Origin of the sequence: Enterobacter cloacae complex sp. AR_0002, assembly GCF_001922365.1 — a bacterium.
Lineage (GTDB): Bacteria > Pseudomonadota > Gammaproteobacteria > Enterobacterales > Enterobacteriaceae > Enterobacter > Enterobacter hormaechei_C.
Window position 1 is genome coordinate 2,767,687 of record NZ_CP018814.1, and the last position, 19,448, is coordinate 2,787,134.

Below are 19,448 nucleotides of genomic sequence, written 5' to 3' on the forward strand. Positions count from 1 at the left end.
CACTCAACCCTGAGGTGCAAAGTGTTAAAAAACGTTCTTCCTCTGCTGGCGCTGTTTGCGCTGCCTGTTTTTGCTAAGCCTGTTCTGACGGTCTACACCTACGACTCCTTCTCCGCCGACTGGGGCCCTGGCCCGGTGGTAAAAAAAGCCTTTGAAGCGGACTGCAACTGCGAGTTGAAATTCGTGGCGCTGGAAGATGGCGTCTCGCTGCTTAACCGGCTGCGCATGGAAGGCAAAAACAGCAAAGCCGACGTGGTGCTCGGGCTGGATAACAACCTGCTGGAAGCCGCCACCCAAACCAGACTGTTCGCCAAAAGCGGCGTGGCGGCAGATGCCGTTAACGTACCGGGCGGCTGGAAAAACGACACCTTCGTTCCCTTTGATTACGGTTACTTTGCGTTTGTCTACGATAAAAACAAGCTGAAGAATCCGCCCAAAAGCCTGAAAGAGCTGGTCGAAAGTGACCAGAAATGGCGCGTGATTTACGAAGATCCGCGTACCAGCACGCCGGGTCTGGGGCTGCTGCTGTGGATGCAAAAAGTTTACGGGGATAAAACGCCGGAAGCGTGGCAGAAGCTGGCCGCGAAAACCGTTACCGTCACCAAAGGCTGGAGCGAAGCCTATGGCCTGTTCCTGAAAGGCGAAAGCGACCTGGTGCTGAGCTACACTACCTCTCCGGCCTACCACATTATCGCCGAGAAGAAAGACAACTACGCCGCCGCGAACTTTGCTGAAGGGCATTATTTGCAGGTGGAAGTGGCCGCCCGCACCGCCGCGAGCAAACAGCCGGAGCTTGCCGAAAAATTCCTGAAATTTATGATCTCCCCGGCATTTCAGAACGCTATTCCGACCGGCAACTGGATGTACCCGGTCACTGACGTTGCGCTGCCGGCAGGCTTTGAGCAGCTAAACAAGCCGCAAACCTCACTGGAATTTACGCCGCAGCAGGTTGCCGCCCAGCGCGCCGCATGGATTAGTGAATGGCAACGCGCCGTCAGCCGCTGATCCCCGGCTGGTTAGTTCCCGGGCTGCTCGCCGCCGTACTGATGGTCGTCGTCAGCCTGGGTGCATTCCTTGCGCTGTGGTTTAACGCGCCAGAGAGCGATCTGCTCGCCCTCTGGCACGACAGCTATCTCTGGCACGTCATCCGCTTCTCCTTCTGGCAGGCGTTTCTCTCCGCGCTGCTGTCGGCGATCCCGGCCATTTTCCTTGCACGCGCCCTCTATCGCAGACGTTTCCCCGGCAGGCTTGCCCTGCTGCGGCTGTGCGCGATGACGCTGATCCTGCCCGTGCTGGTGGCGGTGTTCGGCATTCTGAGCGTCTACGGTCGGCAGGGCTGGCTGGCATCCCTCTTCAACCTGCTTGGTCTGGAATGGACCTTCTCCCCTTACGGCCTGAAAGGCATTCTGCTGGCGCATATTTTTTTCAATATGCCGATGGCGACGCGCCTCTTTTTACAGGCGCTGGAAAACATTCCCGGTGAGCAGCGTCAGATTGCCGCCCAGCTTGGCATGCGCGGCTGGTCGTTCTTCCGCTTTGTCGAATGGCCGTGGCTGCGACGCCAGATTGCTCCGGTTGCCGCGCTAATCTTTATGCTCTGCTTCGCCAGCTTCGCGACCGTACTTTCTCTCGGCGGCGGGCCGCAGGCCACCACCATTGAGCTGGCGATCTATCAGGCCTTAAGTTACGACTACGATCCGGGCCGCGCCGCGCTGCTGGCGATCGTGCAGATGGTCTGCTGCCTGGCGCTGGTGTTACTCAGCCAGCGGCTAAGTAAAGCGATCCCCACAGGTAGCAATAACCTGACAGGCTGGCGCGATCCGCAGGACAGCCTGCACAGCCGCGTCGCGGATTTTATGCTAATCGCATTGGCACTCCTGCTTCTGCTGCCCCCGCTGCTGGCCGTTATTGTTGATGGCCTGAATCGCAATGTGTTGTCGGTACTGCAACAGCCTGTCCTGTGGCAAGCAACGTGGACCTCATTGCGCATCGCGCTGGCTGCCGGGCTACTGTGCGTGATCCTGACCATGATGCTGCTCTGGAGCAGCCGCGAACTGCACGCGCGTCATGCCCGTAAAGCCGGACACGCGCTGGAACTGACGGGTATGCTGATCCTGGCGATGCCGGGCATTGTGCTGGCGACCGGATTCTTTTTACTGTTCAACAGCACCATCGGCCTGCCGGAAAGCGCCGGCGGCATCGTCATTTTTACCAACGCACTGATGGCCATCCCTTACGCGCTCAAGGTGCTGGAAAACCCGATGCGCGACGTCAATAGCCGCTACAGTTTGCTGTGTCAGTCGCTGGGCATGCAGGGCTGGCAGCGTCTGAAGGTGGTCGAACTGCGCGCGCTAAAGCGTCCGCTGGCCCAGGCGCTGGCGTTTGCCTGCGTGCTGTCGATTGGCGATTTTGGCGTTGTGGCCCTCTTCGGCAACGAGGATTTCCGCACGCTGCCGTTCTGGCTTTATCAGCAAATTGGCTCCTATCGTAGCCAGGACGGCGCCGTCACGGCGCTACTCCTGTTGCTGCTGTGCTTTGCGTTATTTAACGTTATCGAAAAACTTCCGGGGCGTGATGTTAAAACTGACTGATGTAACCTGGCTTTATGAGCACCTGCCAATGCGTTTTACCCTCTCCGTTCGTCAGGGAGAGCGAATCGCAGTGCTTGGCCCCAGCGGGGCCGGAAAAAGTACCCTGCTCAATCTGATTGCCGGTTTTTTACAGCCTGCCAGCGGGTCGATCGTCATTGATAATGGCGAGTATACCTACGCTCCGCCGGCTAAGCGCCCGGTGTCGATGCTGTTCCAGGAAAACAATCTGTTCAATCATCTTACGGTGTGGCAGAACATCGCGCTGGGTATGGATCCGGGGTTGAAGCTCAATGTTGCGCAGCGTCAGACGCTGGAGGCGATCGCCGAACAAATGGGCCTTGCTGCGTTTATCAACAGACTACCGGGGGAGCTTTCGGGCGGCCAGCGCCAGCGCGTAGCGCTGGCGCGCTGTCTGGTGCGCAAGCAGCCGCTGCTGCTGCTTGACGAACCCTTTTCGGCGCTCGACCCGGCCCTGCGTCAGGAGATGCTCTCGCTGGTTGAGGAGGTTTGCGAGCGCGAGCAACTGACGATGCTGATGGTTTCGCATAGCATCGAAGATGCCGCACGCATCGCGCCGCGATCGGTGGTGATCGCGGAGGGACGTATTTTGTGGGATGGGGAAACAGAAGAACTTCTGAGTGGTAAGGCGGGGGCATCTTCACTTTTAGGTATTCGTGAGGTCTGATGCCCTCACCCTTGCCCTCTCCCACAGGGGAGAGGGATCACCAGTAATTTGAAAGCAAAAGCGATAACGTTGCCTTCAGAATAACTGAGGGCTTTCAGCGATGCCCTGGTCCGGCTGTAAATCGCTGAGGCGTTTCCTGTAGGCCGGGGCGAGGCGCAGGGATGCGCCGAGAGGGCGTGGCCTGCATGGATGCAGGCTCATGCCCGACCCGATAGCCTGAAGGAATAAGCCGAAGGTACCGCGAAGCGGCGATTTTCCGCCGGGAGCTCGGGTCGCCAAGGGTGGTGGCGACTGAGCCACCCTGGCACGTTCACCGGCCATGTCGTGACAGAGTAGCAAGGAACATATAGTGAACGGAATGACCACCAGAGCCGTATGTTCCCCCTCACCCCAGCCCTCTCCCTCAAGGGAGAGGGGGCCGTCTGTGCAGGCATTATTTTGTGGGGAACCCTCAGCCCACAGGGAGAGGGAAAACACCTTAACGGCTCACCACCTTTAACAGGATCTCGCCGTACACCGGCATCAGCGGGTGGCGGATCAGCGCGATCAGCGCCACCACGGCCACCCCCAACGTCAGCGGGGCCAGCCAGAGCAGGCGAGTGCGCGGAAGATAGCGCGTCAGACGATCAACACTGGCTTTCGCGCTGCGCCACAGGCGCCAGCAGAGCCAGACCGCCAGCCACAGCAGCACCGCCGTGCCCAGCAGCAGCCATTTAAACTCACCGCTTTGCATACCGTCAGGAATATCAATCGCCGCGCCCGCCAGGATACCCGGCAGGAAGTAGAACGGCGGCCAGAAGACGCAGCCGATGATATTCGGCACCACAAACTTCGCGACGGGCAGATCCAGCATCCCGGCCACCATCGGCACCAGCGGACGCGTTGGGCCAACGAAGCGCCCCACGAGGATGGTGAACATGCTGTGCTGGTGCAGCGCATGCTCGGTTTTATCCAGCAGCGCTTTGTTTTTTTTCATGAACGACCAGCGGTGCAGCGGCTTCTTAAAGCGCCAGCCCAGCCAGAAGGAGATCCAGTCCCCCAGCAAACAGCCGATAATACCGGCCATCCACGCCTGCCAGAAATTGACCTCGCCGCTGCCGATAAGCGCCCCAAGCCCCGCCATCATCACGGTGCCGGGCAGGATCAGCCCGACCAGCGCCAGCGACTCCAGAAACGCCACCAGCGCCACAGCGATGAGCGAATACATAACGGACTGGGTAATAAAATGTTCCAGCAATGCCTGCATAACTATTCCGGTCAGAAAACGAATCAGCGATTCTGCTTAGCGCCCTGCACCGCGTCAAGGCATCAATTGTCTGAATAGTTTACAAGATGCGCCTGAAGTTCACCTGAATGTTTACCGATTATTCACATCCCGCACGGAATTCGCTCGGGCTGGCACCGGTGCACTTCTTAAACACGCGAGAGAAATAGAGCTGATCTTCAAAGCCGACGTTACGCCCGACGGTGGCGATAGGCATTCGGGTGGTGCTGAGCAGCAGTTTCGCCTGGCTGATGCGCTGATCCTCGCGCCAGCTGAGTACGCTCACGCCAAGCTGCTGGCGGAACAGATGCGACAGCCGTGACGGCGACAGGCACACATGCTGGGCGACGCTGGCAATATCAAACTGGCTGTCGGCAAGGTGGTCGCTGATGTACTGGCAGGCGTCGCGGACGCGGTTGTCCAGCGGCGGATTAAGCGACTCGTTGATGGCCTCCATGCGGCGCAGCAGCACCTGTTCAAGCAGGTTGATGGCCAGCAGTTCGGCGTAGCGCCCGCCCGCCTGCCCTGCCTCAATAATCTGTGCGAACAGCTCACGGAACTGCGCCAGATGCGCCTCATCCGGGCGATATAAACCGGTATGGGCGAAAATGGCCGGCCACGAGAGCCACTCCTGCCAGTAGGCGCGCGGACGGAAATAGACCCACTGGTGATACCACTCTTTGGCATCCGGGTGGCGCCCGTAGTGATGGATCTCCCCCGGCGGGAACAGCAGCATATCACCGGGGCGGCAGATAAACTGTTGATCCCCATTTTTGACGACGCCTTCTCCGCGTACGGTCAGGTTCAGGATATATCCCTTCATGCCAAGAGGGCGATCGACGTAAAAATCGAGATATCCCTCGGCCTCAATTGGCGTCAGTCCCGCCACCAGATGGGCGTTAAATGAGTAGCCCGGCAGTAAGGGATCGTTTTGCGGTTCGGCCATAGATTCAGTTCTCCCAAGGGTCCTGAAGGAAACCAATTGTCCATATCGATAAAAGCAGTATAAAAATGGCCCGCGAAAAGATCCAAAAAGCATCACGCCTCTTTTACGTCCGCCATGTTTCAGCCTTTCCCCCTGATTTCTCCGCCAGCACGGGCGGATAAGCAGTAACAAAAGTGTCTATAAGTGCGGCAGAAATGTCCACATAGAATATTTGCACGGCGTCACACTTTGCGTGGCTACAGCAATTTAGTCCATAAGATTAGCGGATCCTGCCTGACGATTTTTGTCCCTAGTCTCTAATGTTCTTCCATACCTGTTTTTTGGATGGAGCAACACCATGGCAATTGCAATTGGCCTCGATTTTGGCAGCGACTCAGTTCGCGCGCTGGCAGTGGACTGTACGACTGGCCAGGAGATAGCAACCAGCGTTGAGTGGTATCCGCGCTGGCAAGAGGGGCGCTACTGCGATGCGCCAAACAACCAGTTCCGTCACCACCCGCGGGACTACATCGAGTCGATGGAAGCGGCGATCAAAACCGTTCTGGCGGAGTTGACCGACGCCCAGCGGGCCGATGTCGTGGGGATTGGCGTCGACAGCACCGGCTCAACGCCTGCCCCTGTCGATGCCGAAGGCCGCGTACTGGCGCTGCGACCGGAGTTTGCCGACAACCCGAACGCCATGTTTGTGCTGTGGAAAGACCATACCGCCGTGGAAGAGGCGGAAGCCATCACCCGCTTATGCCATCAGCCGGGCAAAACTGACTACTCCCGCTACATCGGCGGGATTTACTCCAGCGAGTGGTTCTGGGCCAAGATCCTGCACGTTACCCGCGCGGACGCGTCGGTCGCACAGGCAGCGGCGTCATGGATTGAGCTGTGCGACTGGGTTCCCGCCCTGCTCTCCGGCACCACGCGTCCGCAGGATATTCGCCGCGGCCGTTGCAGCGCCGGGCATAAATCGCTGTGGCATGACAGCTGGGGTGGTCTGCCTCCGGCAGCGTTCTTCGATGAACTCGACCCGATCATCAACAAAAACCTGACATACCCGCTGTTCACCGACACCTTCACCGCCGATATTCCGGTCGGCACGCTCTGCGAAGAGTGGGCGAAACGCCTCGGTCTGCCGCAAAACGTGACCATTTCCGGCGGCGCGTTCGACTGCCATATGGGGGCCGTGGGCGCGGGTGCGCAGCCCAACACGCTGGTGAAAGTTATCGGCACCTCCACCTGTGACATTCTGACGGCAGATAAAGCCAGCGTCGGCGACCGCGCGGTGAAAGGCATCTGCGGCCAGGTTGACGGCAGCGTGGTGCCTGATTTTATCGGCCTTGAAGCGGGCCAGTCCGCCTTCGGTGATATCTATGCCTGGTTTGGCCGCGTGCTCGGCTGGCCGCTGGATCAGCTGGCTGCCGCGCATCCTGAGCTGAAAACGCAGATTACGGCGAGCAAAAAACAGCTCCTGCCGCAGCTCACCGACGCCTGGGCAAAAAATCCGTCTCTCGACCACCTGCCGGTGGTGCTGGACTGGTTCAACGGCCGTCGTACGCCGTTTGCCAACCAGCGTCTGAAAGGAGTGATTACCGATCTCAACCTCGCGACCGACGCGCCCGCGCTGTTTGGCGGCCTGATCGCCGCCACCGCGTTCGGCGCGCGCGCCATCATGGAGTGCTTCATCGACCAGGGCATTGACGTGAACAACGTGATGGCGCTGGGCGGGATCGCCCGTAAAAATCCGGTGATTATGCAGGCCTGCTGCGACGTGCTGAACCGGCCGCTGCAAATTGTGGCCTCCGATCAGTGCTGTGCGCTGGGTGCCGCGATTTTCGCTGCCGTGGCCGCAGGCGTCCATGCGGATATCCCGACCGCGCAACAGCATATGGCGAGCGCCGTCGAAAATACGCTCCATCCGCAGACTCAGCAGGCACAACGCTTTGAACAGCTTTATCAGCGCTACCAGCAATGGGCAAAAAGCGCCGAACTTCACTATCTCCCTGTCGCCGCCCCGGCCAAAAGCACCGCGGACACTACGGCAACCCTGACACATTAAGGACACGATAATGACCATTTTTAATAATTATGAAGTGTGGTTTGTGATTGGCAGCCAGCATTTGTACGGACCGGAAGCGTTGCAGCAGGTGACGAAACACGCGGAGCACGTTGTGAATGCGCTGAACGCGGAAGCCAAACTGCCGTGCAAACTGGTGCTGAAGCCGCTGGGGACTACCCCGGACGAAATCACCAACATTTGCCGAGATGCCAATTACGATGACAAATGCGCTGGCCTGGTGGTGTGGCTGCACACCTTCTCGCCAGCCAAAATGTGGATCAACGGCCTGGCTATCCTCAACAAACCGCTGTTGCAATTCCACACGCAGTTCAACGCCTCCCTGCCGTGGGACAGCATCGACATGGACTTCATGAACCTGAACCAGACCGCGCACGGCGGCCGCGAGTTCGGCTTCATCGGCGCGCGCATGCGTCAACAGCATGCCGTGGTGACCGGCCACTGGCAGGATGGCCAGGCACAAAAACGCATTGGCTCCTGGATGCGTCAGGCGGTATCTAAGCAGGATACCCGTCACCTGAAGGTGGTGCGTTTCGGCGACAACATGCGCGAAGTGGCGGTCACCGACGGTGATAAAGTGGCCGCGCAGATTAAATTTGGCTTCTCCGTCAACACCTGGGCGGTGGGCGACCTGGTGCAGGTGGTGAATGACATCAGCGATGGCGACGTTAACGCGCTGGTGGACGAGTACGAAAGCAGCTACCGCCTGACGCCTGCGGCACAAATCAACGGCGACAAGCGCCAGAATGTGCTGGACGCGGCGCGCATTGAGCTGGGCATGAAGCGCTTCCTGGAACAGGGCGGCTTCCACGCTTTTACCACCACCTTTGAAGATCTCCACGGCCTGAAACAGCTCCCGGGTCTGGCGGTACAACGTCTGATGCAGCAGGGCTACGGCTTTGCGGGCGAAGGCGACTGGAAAACTGCCGCTCTGCTTCGCATCATGAAGGTGATGTCAACCGGTCTACAGGGCGGCACCTCTTTTATGGAGGACTACACCTACCACTTCGAGAACGGCAACGATCTGGTGCTCGGCTCGCACATGCTGGAAGTGTGTCCATCCATCGCGGTTGAAGAGAAACCGATCCTCGACGTGCAGTACCTCGGCATTGGCGGCAAAGCGGATCCGGCCCGTCTGATCTTCAACACCCGTACCGGCCCGGCCATTAACGCCAGCCTGATCGACCTCGGCGACCGTTTCCGCCTGCTGGTGAACTGCGTCGATGCGGTGGAAACTCCGCATTCTCTGCCGAAACTGCCGGTCGCCAACGCCTTGTGGAAAGCGCAGCCTGACCTGCCAACCGCGTCGGAAGCCTGGATCCTGGCCGGCGGCGCGCACCACACCGTATTCAGCCACGCGCTTGACCTGAACGATATGCGTCAGTTTGCCGAGCTGCACGACATCGAACTGACCGTGATTGATAACGATACCCGTCTGCCAGCCTTTAAAGACGCGCTGCGCTGGAACGAAGTCTATTACGGTTCAAAACGCTAAGCCCTGAATGCCCGGTGGCACTTCGTTTACCGGGCCTACGGTTCTGTAGGCCGGATAAGCGAAGCGCCATCCGGCAGGAGACGACAATGTTAGAAGATCTCAAACGTCAGGTACTCGAAGCCAACCTGGCGCTGCCAAAACATAACCTGGTGACCCTGACCTGGGGCAACGTCAGCGCCGTTGACCGGGAAAAAGGGGTGTTCGTGATCAAGCCTTCCGGCGTGGATTACACGGTAATGACCGCAGAAGACATGGTGGTGGTCAGCATCGAAACGGGTGAAGTGGTTGAAGGCAAAAAAAAGCCCTCCTCCGATACGCCGACTCACCGCCTGCTGTATCAGGCCTTCCCGACCATCGGTGGGATTGTGCATACCCATTCGCGTCACGCGACCATCTGGGCGCAGGCGGGCCAGCCTATTCCGGCGACCGGCACCACCCACGCGGACTACTTTTACGGCACCATTCCCTGCACGCGTCTGATGACCGATGCGGAGATCAACGGTGAGTACGAATGGGAAACCGGGAACGTGATCGTCGAAACCTTCGAAAAACAGGGAATCGACGCGGCGCAAATGCCCGGCGTGCTGGTGCACTCCCACGGCCCGTTTGCCTGGGGTAAAAACGCGGGGGACGCTGTGCACAACGCGATCGTGCTCGAAGAGGTCGCCTATATGGGGATCTTCTGTCGACAGCTGGCACCGCAGTTGCCGGACATGCAACAGACCCTGCTCGATAAGCATTATCTGCGCAAGCACGGCGCGAAAGCGTATTACGGGCAGTAGCTTGTTGGCCGCATAAGCGCAGCGTCATCCGGCAAAACAGGCACTGTATAAAACCCCAGAAAACACCCCTCAACCAGGCTATAATCAGGCCTGGTTTTGTTTTATGGGATAACGCCGTGACGCAGGCGCAAGAAGGCTTTTTACTGACCAGACACTGGCGGGATACCCCTCAGGGTACTGAGGTTGAATTCTGGCTGGCAACGGACAACGGCCCGCTAAACGTTACGCTCCCGCCGCAGGAGTCCGTGGCCTTTATTCCTGAAGCTCACGTCGAAAAAGTGAAACAGCTGCTGCGCGGAGAAAACGGCTGGCGCATAACCCCGCTTGAACTGAAAGATTTCCACCGCCAGCCGGTTTACGGCCTCTATTGCCGCGCCCATCGCCAGTTAATGCGCTATGAAAAACTGCTCCGTGAAGCGGGCGTGACGCTTTACGAGGCCGACATTCGCCCGCCTGAACGCTTTCTGATGGAGCGGTTTATCACCGCCCCCGTCTGGGTAGATGGCATCGCGCAAAATGGCAGGATCGTTAACGCGCGCCTCAAGCCTAGCCCGAATTATCGCCCCCCGCTCAAGTGGGTCTCGCTGGATATCGAAACCACCCGCCACGGCGAACTGTACTGCATTGGTCTGGAAGGCTGTGGGCAGCGGGTTGTCTATATGCTCGGGCCGCCAAACGGCGATGCGTCCGCGCTGGATTTTAATCTGGAGTACGTCAACAGCCGCCCGCAACTGCTGGAGAAGCTTAACCAGTGGTTTGCCGAGCACGATCCGGATGTTCTGATCGGCTGGAACGTAGTGCAGTTTGACCTGCGCGTGCTGCAAAAACATGCCGAGCGTTACCGTATCCCGATGATGCTGGGGCGCGGAAACAGCGAGCTGGAGTGGCGTGAGCATGGTTTTAAGAACGGTGTTTTCTTCGCGCAGGCTAACGGTCGCCTGATTATCGACGGCATCGAGGCGCTGAAATCCGCCTTCTGGAACTTCTCTTCCTTCTCGCTGGAAGCGGTCGCCCAGGAACTGCTCGGCGAAGGTAAATCCATCGACAATCCCTGGGACCGAATGGACGAGATCGACCGGCGCTTTAATGAAGACAAACCCGCGCTCGCCACCTATAACCTGAAAGATTGCGAGCTGGTGACGCAGATCTTCCACAAAACCGAGATCATGCCCTTCCTGCTGGAGCGGGCGACGGTGAACGGCCTTGCGGTCGACAGGCACGGCGGCTCGGTAGCGGCCTTCAGCCACCTCTATTTCCCGCGGATGCACCGGGCGGGCTATGTCGCCCCTAACCTCGGCGACGTGCCGCCGCAGGCCAGCCCCGGCGGTTACGTGATGGATTCACGGCCCGGGCTGTATGACTCGGTGCTGGTGCTGGATTATAAAAGCCTGTATCCGTCCATTATCCGCACGTTTCTGATTGATCCGGTGGGGCTGGTGGAGGGGATGGCGCAGCCAGACGATGCGCACAGCACCGAAGGTTTTCTTGGAGCACGCTTCTCGCGGGAAAAACACTGCCTGCCCGAAATTGTGGGAAACATCTGGCACGGCCGCGATGAGGCCAAGCGCCACGGCAACAAGCCGCTCTCACAGGCGCTGAAAATCATTATGAACGCCTTTTACGGCGTGCTGGGTACCAGTGCCTGCCGCTTCTTTGATCCCCGTCTGGCGTCGTCCATCACCATGCGCGGGCACGAGATTATGCGCCAGACCAAAGCGCTGATTGAATCCCGGGGCTATGATGTGATTTATGGCGATACAGACTCCACCTTTGTCTGGCTGAAAGCCGCCCATTCGGAAGACGACGCCGCACAAATCGGCAAAGATCTGGTCGCCTTTGTGAACGACTGGTGGCGCGAAAGTTTGCAAAAAGAGCGGTTAACCAGCGCGTTAGAGCTGGAGTTTGAAACCCATTTTGCCCGCTTTTTAATGCCGACCATTCGCGGAACCGACCAGGGCAGCAAGAAGCGCTACGCCGGGCTGATTCAGGAAGGTGACACGCAGCGGATGGTGTTTAAAGGGCTGGAGACAGTGCGCACCGACTGGACGCCGCTGGCACAGCAGTTCCAGCAGACGCTCTACCTGCGGGTGTTCCGCAATGAGCCTTATCAGGATTATGTGCGCGACACCATCGCCAGCCTGATGGCGGGTGAACTGGATGACCAACTGGTGTATCGCAAGCGCCTGCGCCGCCCCCTGGCCGAATATCAACGTAACGTTCCTCCCCACGTACGCGCCGCGCGGCTGGCGGATGAAGAGAACGTTCGCCGGGGCCGTGCGCCGCAGTATCAGAACCGGGGAACGATCAAATACGTCTGGACCACTAACGGCCCGGAACCCGTTGATTACCAGCAGTCTCCGCTTGATTACGATCACTACCTGACCCGCCAGCTTCAGCCGGTTGCGGAGGGAATTTTACCGTTCATCAATGACGACTTTGCTACACTAGTGACAGGACAACTTGGGCTATTTTGACGCGTGACGAAACCGTTGCCATCCAGTACCATAGCGCCCTTTCCATTCCCGGACCCATTTTTCGATGACCGTCTTTTTTGACGGGGTCGAACTATTGCCTGCAATTAAAGATTAGAGCCGAACAACTATGCCTTTTACACTTGGTCAACGCTGGATCAGCGATACAGAAAGCGAACTTGGATTAGGAACCGTCGTTGCCGTCGATGCGCGCATGGTTACCCTCCTTTTCCCTGCTACCGGTGAAAACCGCCTGTACGCTCGCAATGACTCCCCTGTTACCCGCGTAATGTTCAATCCGGGCGACACCGTGACCAGCCACGAAGGCTGGCAGCTGAAGGTTGAAGACGTAAAAGAAGAGAATGGACTGCTCGCCTACATCGGTACGCGTCTTGATACCGACGAGACGAATGTTATCCTGCGTGAAGTGCTGCTCGACAGCAAACTGGTTTTCAGCAAGCCGCAGGACCGTCTGTTTGCCGGGCAAATCGACCGAATGGATCGCTTCTCCCTGCGCTACCGCGCGCGTAAGTTCCAGAGTGAACAGTACCGCATGCCGTGGAGCGGCCTGCGCGGCCAGCGTACCAGCCTTATTCCCCATCAGCTGAATATCGCCCATGACGTGGGCCGTCGCCATGCGCCTCGCGTGCTGCTGGCTGACGAAGTGGGCCTGGGTAAAACCATCGAAGCAGGCATGATCCTGCACCAGCAGCTGCTCTCTGGCGCTGCCGAGCGCGTGCTGATTGTGGTGCCGGAAACGCTGCAACATCAGTGGCTGGTCGAGATGCTGCGCCGCTTTAACCTGCGCTTCTCCCTGTTCGACGACGAGCGCTATGCTGAAGCCCAGCACGACGCGGAGAACCCGTTTGAAACCGAACAGTTGGTCATTTGTTCCCTGGACTTCGTGCGCCGCAGCAAGCAACGCCTGGAGCATCTGTGCGACGCTGAATGGGATCTGATGGTCGTCGACGAAGCACACCACCTCGTCTGGAGCGAGGACGCGCCAAGCCGCGAATACATGGCGATTGAGCAGCTTGCCGAGCGCGTACCGGGTGTTCTGCTTCTGACCGCCACCCCGGAGCAGCTGGGTCTTGAGAGCCACTTCGCCCGTCTGCGCCTGCTCGATCCGAACCGTTTCCACGATTTTGAGCAGTTTGTGGAAGAGCAGAAAAACTATCGTCCGGTGGCGGACGCCGTCGCGCTGCTGCTGGCCGGTAATCGTCTCTCTAATGATGAACTTAACACCCTCAGCGATCTTATCGGCGAGCAGGATATTGAGCCGCTGCTTCAGGCCGCGAACAGCGACAGCGATAATGCGGGATCTGCGCGTAAAGAGCTGATCGACATGCTGATGGACCGCCACGGCACCAGCCGCGTGCTGTTCCGTAACACCCGTAACGGTGTAAAAGGCTTCCCGAAACGCGAACTGCACACCATCAAACTGCCGCTGCCGACCCAGTACCAGACGGCGATCAAAGTCTCCGGTATTATGGGCACCCGTAAATCTGCGGAAGATCGCGCGCGCGACATGCTCTATCCGGAGCAGATTTATCAGGAATTTGAAGGCGACACTGGCACCTGGTGGAACTTCGATCCGCGCGTGGAGTGGTTGATGGGTTATCTGACCGCGCACCGTTCCCGGAAGGTGCTGGTGATCTGCGCCAAGGCAGCCACCGCCCTGCAACTTGAACAAGTGCTGCGCGAGCGCGAAGGTATTCGCGCCGCCGTGTTCCATGAAGGCATGTCTATTATCGAGCGCGACCGCGCTGCGGCGTGGTTTAGTGAAGAGGACAGCGGCGCGCAGGTTCTGCTGTGCTCCGAAATCGGTTCTGAAGGCCGTAACTTCCAGTTCGCCAGCAATCTGGTGATGTTCGATCTGCCGTTTAATCCGGATCTGCTTGAGCAGCGTATCGGCCGTCTGGATCGTATCGGTCAGGCGCACGATATCCAGATCCACGTTCCGTATCTGGAGAAAACCGCCCAGTCCGTTCTGGTTCGCTGGTACCACGAAGGCCTGGATGCGTTTGAACATACCTGCCCGACCGGCCGCACCATTTACGATCAGGTGCATGCAGACCTGATCGGTTACCTTGCGGCGCCGGAAAACACCGAGGGCTTTGATGAGCTGATCAAATCCTGTCGAGAGAAGCACGACGCGCTGAAAGCCCAGCTGGAGCAGGGGCGCGATCGCCTGCTGGAGATCCACTCCAACGGCGGTGAAAAAGCGCAGCAGCTGGCCGAAAGTATTGAAGAACAGGACGATGACACCAGCCTGATTAGCTTCTCCATGAACCTGTTCGACATCGTCGGCATTAACCAGGACGATCGCGGCGAGAACATGATCGTGCTGACCCCGTCCGATCATATGCTGGTGCCGGATTTCCCGGGCCTGCCGGAAGACGGCTGCACCATCACCTTTGAGCGTGATGTGGCGCTGTCCCGCGAAGACGCACAGTTCATCACCTGGGAGCACCCGCTCATCCGCAATGGCCTGGATCTGATCCTCTCAGGCGATACCGGCAGCAGCACCATCTCCCTGTTGAAGAACAAAGCCTTACCTGTGGGCACGCTGCTGGTGGAGCTGATCTACGTTGTGGAAGCGCAGGCGCCGAAACAGCTTCAGCTTAACCGCTTCCTGCCGCCAACCCCGGTGCGTCTGCTGCTGGATAAAAACGGTACGAACCTGGCCGGTCAGGTGGAGTTTGAAAGCTTCAACCGTCAGCTGAGCGCGGTGAACCGCCATACCGGCAGCAAGCTGGTGAATGCGGTGCAGCAGGACGTGCATGCCATTCTGCAACTGGGTGAAGCCCAGGCCGAAAAAGCGGCCAGAGAACTGATCGATGCGGCGCGTAGCGAAGCCGATGAGAAGCTTTCTGCCGAGCTGTCGCGCCTGGAAGCGTTGAAAGCGGTGAACCCGAACATTCGTGACGATGAGCTGGCCGCTATTGAGAGCAATCGCCAGCAGGTGCTGGAAAGCCTGAATCAGGCGGGGTGGCGTCTCGACGCCCTGCGTCTTATCGTTGTGACGCATCAGTAAGCGGAGCGCAAGATGGTAATGGAGCCCTACAATCCCCCGATGGATCCGTGGCTGGTCATTCTGTATCAGGATGAGCACATTATGGTGGTTAACAAGCCGAGCGGCTTGTTATCCGTGCCGGGGCGTCTGGAAGAGCATAAAGACAGCGTGATGACGCGTATCCAGCGTGATTATCCCCAGGCCGAGTCTGTCCATCGTCTGGATATGGCGACCAGCGGCGTGATTGTGGTGGCTCTGAATAAAGCGGCAGAACGCGAGCTGAAGCGTCAGTTCCGCGAACGCGAGCCGAAGAAGCAGTATGTCGCGCGCGTCTGGGGTCATCCGGCGCAGGCGGAAGGGCTGGTGGATTTACCGCTGATTTGCGACTGGCCGAACCGGCCAAAGCAGAAGGTGTGTTATGAAACCGGCAAGGCCGCGCAAACCGAGTATGAAGTGCTGGAGTACGCGCCGGATAACACCGCGCGCGTCCTGCTAAAGCCGATTACCGGGCGCTCCCATCAGCTGCGTGTGCATATGCTTGCGATGGGTCACCCGATTCTGGGGGACAGATTCTATGCGCCGCCAGAAGCGCTGGCCTTAGCGCCGCGCCTGCAACTGCATGCGCAGACGCTCACCATTACCCACCCTGCTTTCGGCAACGCCATGACGTTCAAAGCCCCGGTAGACTTCTGAAAAAATGGCCCGACACTGTCGGGCCATTTTTTATTTAAAACCTTTCTGCTCTTTAATCAGCTCGTAGGCTTTCTGAATTTCCTGCGCTTTTTGCTTCGCCATCTCCATCATCTCTGGCGGCAGGCCTTTCGCCACCAGCTTATCCGGATGGTGCTCGCTCATCAGCTTACGATAGGCGCGTTTGATGGTCGTGACATCGTCAGACGGCTTCACGCCGAGGACGTTGCAGGCATCTTCAAGCGTAGGGCCACGCTGCGCCTGCTGCCAGCCGCCGGAGGAGTGCTGTTGCTGATAACCACCGCCAAACTGCGCGCCGCCCTGCATCATACGCAGGAACTGGTCGAACTGCATGCGGGAAATGCCCAGCTCTTCGGCAATCACATATAAAACGTCCCGTTCATTCGGATGCAGAGAACCATCCGCGAAGGCGGCCTGGATTTGAATTTCCAGAAACATCCGAATTAAATCAAAACGCCCGAAACAGATGCTACGGAACTGCCGCATTTTTTCACGCAGCGGGTAGTTATCTGATTTACCAATCCGGAACGCATTCTGCGCCGCGATGCGGGATTCGCCGTGCAGATTCATGCGATCCATAAAGACGCTGGCCACCTGAATATCGGCTTCCGTTACGCGCCCTTTTGATTTGGTTAAGTGCCCCATCACCTCGAAGGTGGTGGAGAAGAAGAGTGACTGGCGCTCGCGCTGGTTGGCAAACCAGGCCATTTTGCGGCTGCGTGCTTTATCAAACATATGGCCGATAATGAGGCCAAGAACGACACCCCAGAATCCGGCACCCATAATAATTGCGAACGCAACGCCGATTATTTTACCCCAATACTGCATATACTCCCCGAATGGTCATGTTCCTGGCCGACGCAACGCCATCATTACAGTGGTCGCGCCACGGTCAATTGAGGGACATCGCCTATAATTTGCATTATCATACTCGTCATTCGATAGCGAGCCTAACACTCTGGCGCGCAAACGGGCAGGATTAACGCTGGTACTGCGCTGATGAGTAAGATAGTCTCTGAGCGTTTGTAAGCCGTAGCCACTGATGACGGAACAATAAAATACAACGTATGAAAAAACGTATCCCCACCCTTCTGGCCACAATGATTGGCACCGCCCTGTATAGCCAACAGGGGCTCGCAGCCGATCTCGCCTCGCAGTGTATGCTTGGCGTCCCAAGTTACAATCGCCCACTGGTGAAAGGCGATACGAATGACTTACCCGTCACCATTAATGCCGACAGCGCAAAAGGTAATTATCCTGACAATGCAACCTTTACGGGCAATGTCGATATTAACCAGGGCAACAGTCGCCTGCTTGCTGACGAAGTGCAATTGCACCAGAAGCAACCGGAAGGTGCTCAGGCGCCTGTCCGTACGGTGGATGCGCTGGGTAATGTGCACTATGACGACAATCAGGTCATCCTGAAAGGTCCGAAAGCCTGGTCGAATCTGAATACCAAAGACACCAACGTCTGGGAAGGTGATTACCAGATGGTCGGTCGTCAGGGGCGCGGTACCGCGGACCTGATGAAGCAGCGCGGCGAAAACCGCTACACCATTCTCGAAAACGGCACGTTTACCTCCTGTTTGCCAGGGTCAAATACCTGGAGCGTTGTGGGCAGTGAAGTGATCCACGACCGTGAAGAACAGGTTGCAGAGATCTGGAACGCTCGTTTTAAACTCGGCCCGGTGCCCATTTTCTATAGTCCTTACCTGCAACTGCCCGTGGGTGACAAACGTCGTTCAGGTTTCCTGATCCCGAACGCCAAGTACAGCACATCGAACTACTTTGAGTTCTACCTGCCGTACTACTGGAACATTGCGCCTAACATGGACGCCACGATCACGCCGCACTATATCCATAAGCGCGGCAACATCATGTGGGAGAACGAATTCCGCTATCTGACCAAGGCGGGCGCGGGTCTGATGGAATTTGATTATCTGCCATCAGATAAGGTCTTCCAGGACGAGCATCCGAGCGAAGGTGATAAGCACCGCTGGATGTACTACTGGAAGCACGCCGGGGTATTGGATCAGGTGTGGCGCTTCAACATCGACTACACCAAAGTCAGCGATCCGTATTACTTCAACGACTTTGATTCTAAATACGGCTCCAGTACCGACGGTTACGCCACGCAGAAATTCAGCGTGGGCTACGCCATTGAGAACTTTGACGCGACGGTGTCGACCAAACAGTTCCAGGTGTTTGATACGCAATCGCGTAGTACCTATGGTGCCGAGCCGCAGCTGGACGTGAACTGGTATCAGAACGATGTGGGTCCTTTCGACACGCGCGTTTACGCTCAGGCGGTCCATTTCGTCAACACCAACTCGGATATGCCGGAATCAACGCGTCTGCATATCGAGCCGACGATCAACCTGCCGTGGTCAAACGACTGGGCGAGTCTGAATACCGAAGCCAAAGTGATGGCCACCCACTACCAACAGAAGAATCTGGACTGGTATAACAAACGTTATGGCACCGATCTTGAAGAATCGGTAAACCGTACGCTTCCGCAATTCAAAATGGACGGGAAGCTGATTTTCGAACGTGATATGGCTCTTCTCGCGGATGGATACACCCAGACGCTTGAGCCACGTATGCAGTATCTTTATGTGCCTTATCGCGATCAGAGCAAAATTCAAAACTATGACTCGTCCTTCCTGCAATCAGACTACAGCGGCCTGTTCCGTGACCGTACCTACGGCGGCCTTGACCGTATTGCGTCTGCTAACCAGTTAACGACCGGCGTCACAACGCGCGTATATGATGATGCTGCCGTTGAACGTTTTAACGTTTCTGTTGGTCAAATCTACTATTTCACCGAGTCTCGCACCGGTGATGACGACATTAACTGGGAGAAAGACAACAAAACGGGCTCACTGGTATGGGCAGGCGACACCTACTGGCGCATGACGGATCGTTGGGGTCTGCGCGGTGGTGTTCAATACGATACACGACTGGACAATATCGCGACGGGCAGCGCTGCCATCGAATATCGTCGTGATGAAGACCGCATGTTGCAGTTAACGTACCGTTACGCCAGCCCGGAGTATATCCAGGCGACACTGCCAAACTATGCGAATACAGACCAATACAAAGACGGTATTTCACAGGTGGGTACCGCCGCGAGCTGGCCGATTGCCGATCGTTGGTCAGTCGTCGGGGCCTACTACTATGACACGAATGCCCAAAAACCTGCTGACCAGATGCTGGGTCTGCAATATAACTCCTGCTGTTACGCAATACGTGTCGGTTACGAACGCAAACTTAACGGTTGGGATACGCAAAACAGTCAGGGCAAATACGATAACGTGATTGGCTTTAATATCGAGTTGCGCGGCCTGAGTTCTAACTACGGTCTGGGCACGCAGCAGATGCTGCGCTCGAACATTCTGCCGTATCGTAGTTCATTGTAATAT

General features: G+C 57.5%; 13 protein-coding genes. 10 read left to right on the forward strand and 3 right to left on the reverse strand.

The window, feature by feature from the left end; all coding sequences use genetic code 11:
* The first annotated feature begins 21 nt into the window (after nt 1-21).
* Genes thiB through thiQ form a run of 3 tightly spaced genes read left to right on the forward strand, consistent with a single transcriptional unit; the run spans nt 22 to nt 3,276 of the window.
* Nucleotides 22-1,005, forward strand: a complete 984-nt coding sequence (gene thiB, locus AM329_RS13625; protein WP_003856391.1) for a thiamine ABC transporter substrate binding subunit — start codon at nt 22-24, stop codon at nt 1,003-1,005.
* A complete protein-coding gene (gene thiP, locus AM329_RS13630) occupies nt 981-2,591 on the forward strand; it encodes a thiamine/thiamine pyrophosphate ABC transporter permease ThiP (protein WP_032608487.1) in 1,611 nt (536 codons plus the stop codon). The genes thiB and thiP overlap by 25 nt, the downstream gene beginning before the upstream one ends.
* Nucleotides 2,575-3,276, forward strand: coding sequence for a thiamine ABC transporter ATP-binding protein ThiQ (thiQ, locus tag AM329_RS13635; protein WP_032608486.1), 702 nt, complete (start codon nt 2,575-2,577; stop codon nt 3,274-3,276). The genes thiP and thiQ overlap by 17 nt, the downstream gene beginning before the upstream one ends.
* Before the next feature lie 478 nt (nt 3,277-3,754).
* Here the strand turns inward: thiQ and AM329_RS13645 are convergent, their stop codons facing one another.
* Both AM329_RS13645 and araC read right to left on the reverse strand, forming a co-directional pair.
* Complete coding sequence (locus AM329_RS13645; RefSeq protein WP_023324146.1) at nt 3,755-4,522, reverse strand: DedA family protein; 768 nt, start codon at nt 4,520-4,522, stop codon at nt 3,755-3,757.
* Nucleotides 4,523-4,640: 118 nt separating this feature from the next.
* On the reverse strand, nt 4,641-5,486 hold the full coding sequence (gene araC / locus AM329_RS13650; RefSeq protein ID WP_003856402.1) for an arabinose operon transcriptional regulator AraC: 846 nt from the start codon (nt 5,484-5,486) through the stop codon (nt 4,641-4,643).
* 337 nt (nt 5,487-5,823) lie between these two features.
* Here araC and araB point away from each other — a divergent pair, with 337 nt between their 5' ends.
* From araB to rluA, 6 genes are all read left to right on the forward strand, one after another.
* Nucleotides 5,824-7,533 carry a ribulokinase gene (gene araB, locus AM329_RS13655; RefSeq protein ID WP_023315377.1) on the forward strand — a complete coding sequence of 570 codons (1,710 nt, stop codon included), beginning with the start codon at nt 5,824-5,826 and terminating at the stop codon, nt 7,531-7,533.
* Between the two features lie 10 nt (nt 7,534-7,543).
* Nucleotides 7,544-9,046, forward strand: a complete 1,503-nt coding sequence (gene araA, locus AM329_RS13660; RefSeq protein ID WP_003856405.1) for an L-arabinose isomerase — start codon at nt 7,544-7,546, stop codon at nt 9,044-9,046.
* A gap of 86 nt (nt 9,047-9,132) precedes the next feature.
* Nucleotides 9,133-9,828, forward strand: a complete 696-nt coding sequence (araD, locus tag AM329_RS13665; protein ID WP_032608484.1) for an L-ribulose-5-phosphate 4-epimerase — start codon at nt 9,133-9,135, stop codon at nt 9,826-9,828.
* Between the two features lie 116 nt (nt 9,829-9,944).
* Entirely contained in the window at nt 9,945-12,302 is a 2,358-nt protein-coding gene (gene polB / locus AM329_RS13670; RefSeq protein ID WP_032608483.1) for a DNA polymerase II, read from the forward strand.
* Nucleotides 12,303-12,429: 127 nt separating this feature from the next.
* The gene (gene rapA / locus AM329_RS13675; RefSeq protein WP_032608482.1) at nt 12,430-15,336 is read left to right on the forward strand and encodes an RNA polymerase-associated protein RapA; all 2,907 of its coding nucleotides are present in this window, start codon (nt 12,430-12,432) and stop codon (nt 15,334-15,336) included.
* Between the two features lie 12 nt (nt 15,337-15,348).
* Nucleotides 15,349-16,008 (forward strand): bifunctional tRNA pseudouridine(32) synthase/23S rRNA pseudouridine(746) synthase RluA, encoded by a 660-nt coding sequence (rluA, locus tag AM329_RS13680; protein ID WP_003856412.1) that lies wholly within the window; start codon nt 15,349-15,351, stop codon nt 16,006-16,008.
* Between the two features lie 30 nt (nt 16,009-16,038).
* Here rluA and djlA read toward each other — a convergent pair whose 3' ends face one another.
* Nucleotides 16,039-16,854 carry a co-chaperone DjlA gene (gene djlA / locus AM329_RS13685; RefSeq protein WP_023315375.1) on the reverse strand — a complete coding sequence of 272 codons (816 nt, stop codon included), beginning with the start codon at nt 16,852-16,854 and terminating at the stop codon, nt 16,039-16,041.
* Between the two features lie 239 nt (nt 16,855-17,093).
* Here djlA and lptD point away from each other — a divergent pair, with 239 nt between their 5' ends.
* Complete coding sequence (gene lptD / locus AM329_RS13690; RefSeq protein ID WP_006810140.1) at nt 17,094-19,445, forward strand: LPS assembly protein LptD; 2,352 nt, start codon at nt 17,094-17,096, stop codon at nt 19,443-19,445.
* The last annotated feature ends 3 nt before the right edge of the window (nt 19,446-19,448 follow it).

What these genes read in the sequence shown, in the direction of transcription:
- thiP (WP_032608487.1), top strand. Translation starts at nt 981, where the DNA reads ATGGCAACGCGCCGTCAGCCGCTGATCCCCGGCTGGTTAGTTCCCGGG.
- thiQ (WP_032608486.1), top strand. Translation starts at nt 2,575, where the DNA reads ATGTTAAAACTGACTGATGTAACCTGGCTTTATGAGCACCTGCCAATG.
- AM329_RS13645 (WP_023324146.1), bottom strand. Translation starts at nt 4,522, where the DNA reads ATGCAGGCATTGCTGGAACATTTTATTACCCAGTCCGTTATGTATTCG.
- araC (WP_003856402.1), bottom strand. Translation starts at nt 5,486, where the DNA reads ATGGCCGAACCGCAAAACGATCCCTTACTGCCGGGCTACTCATTTAAC.
- araB (WP_023315377.1), top strand. Translation starts at nt 5,824, where the DNA reads ATGGCAATTGCAATTGGCCTCGATTTTGGCAGCGACTCAGTTCGCGCG.
- araA (WP_003856405.1), top strand. Translation starts at nt 7,544, where the DNA reads ATGACCATTTTTAATAATTATGAAGTGTGGTTTGTGATTGGCAGCCAG.
- araD (WP_032608484.1), top strand. Translation starts at nt 9,133, where the DNA reads ATGTTAGAAGATCTCAAACGTCAGGTACTCGAAGCCAACCTGGCGCTG.
- rapA (WP_032608482.1), top strand. Translation starts at nt 12,430, where the DNA reads ATGCCTTTTACACTTGGTCAACGCTGGATCAGCGATACAGAAAGCGAA.
- rluA (WP_003856412.1), top strand. Translation starts at nt 15,349, where the DNA reads ATGGTAATGGAGCCCTACAATCCCCCGATGGATCCGTGGCTGGTCATT.
- djlA (WP_023315375.1), bottom strand. Translation starts at nt 16,854, where the DNA reads ATGCAGTATTGGGGTAAAATAATCGGCGTTGCGTTCGCAATTATTATG.
- lptD (WP_006810140.1), top strand. Translation starts at nt 17,094, where the DNA reads ATGAAAAAACGTATCCCCACCCTTCTGGCCACAATGATTGGCACCGCC.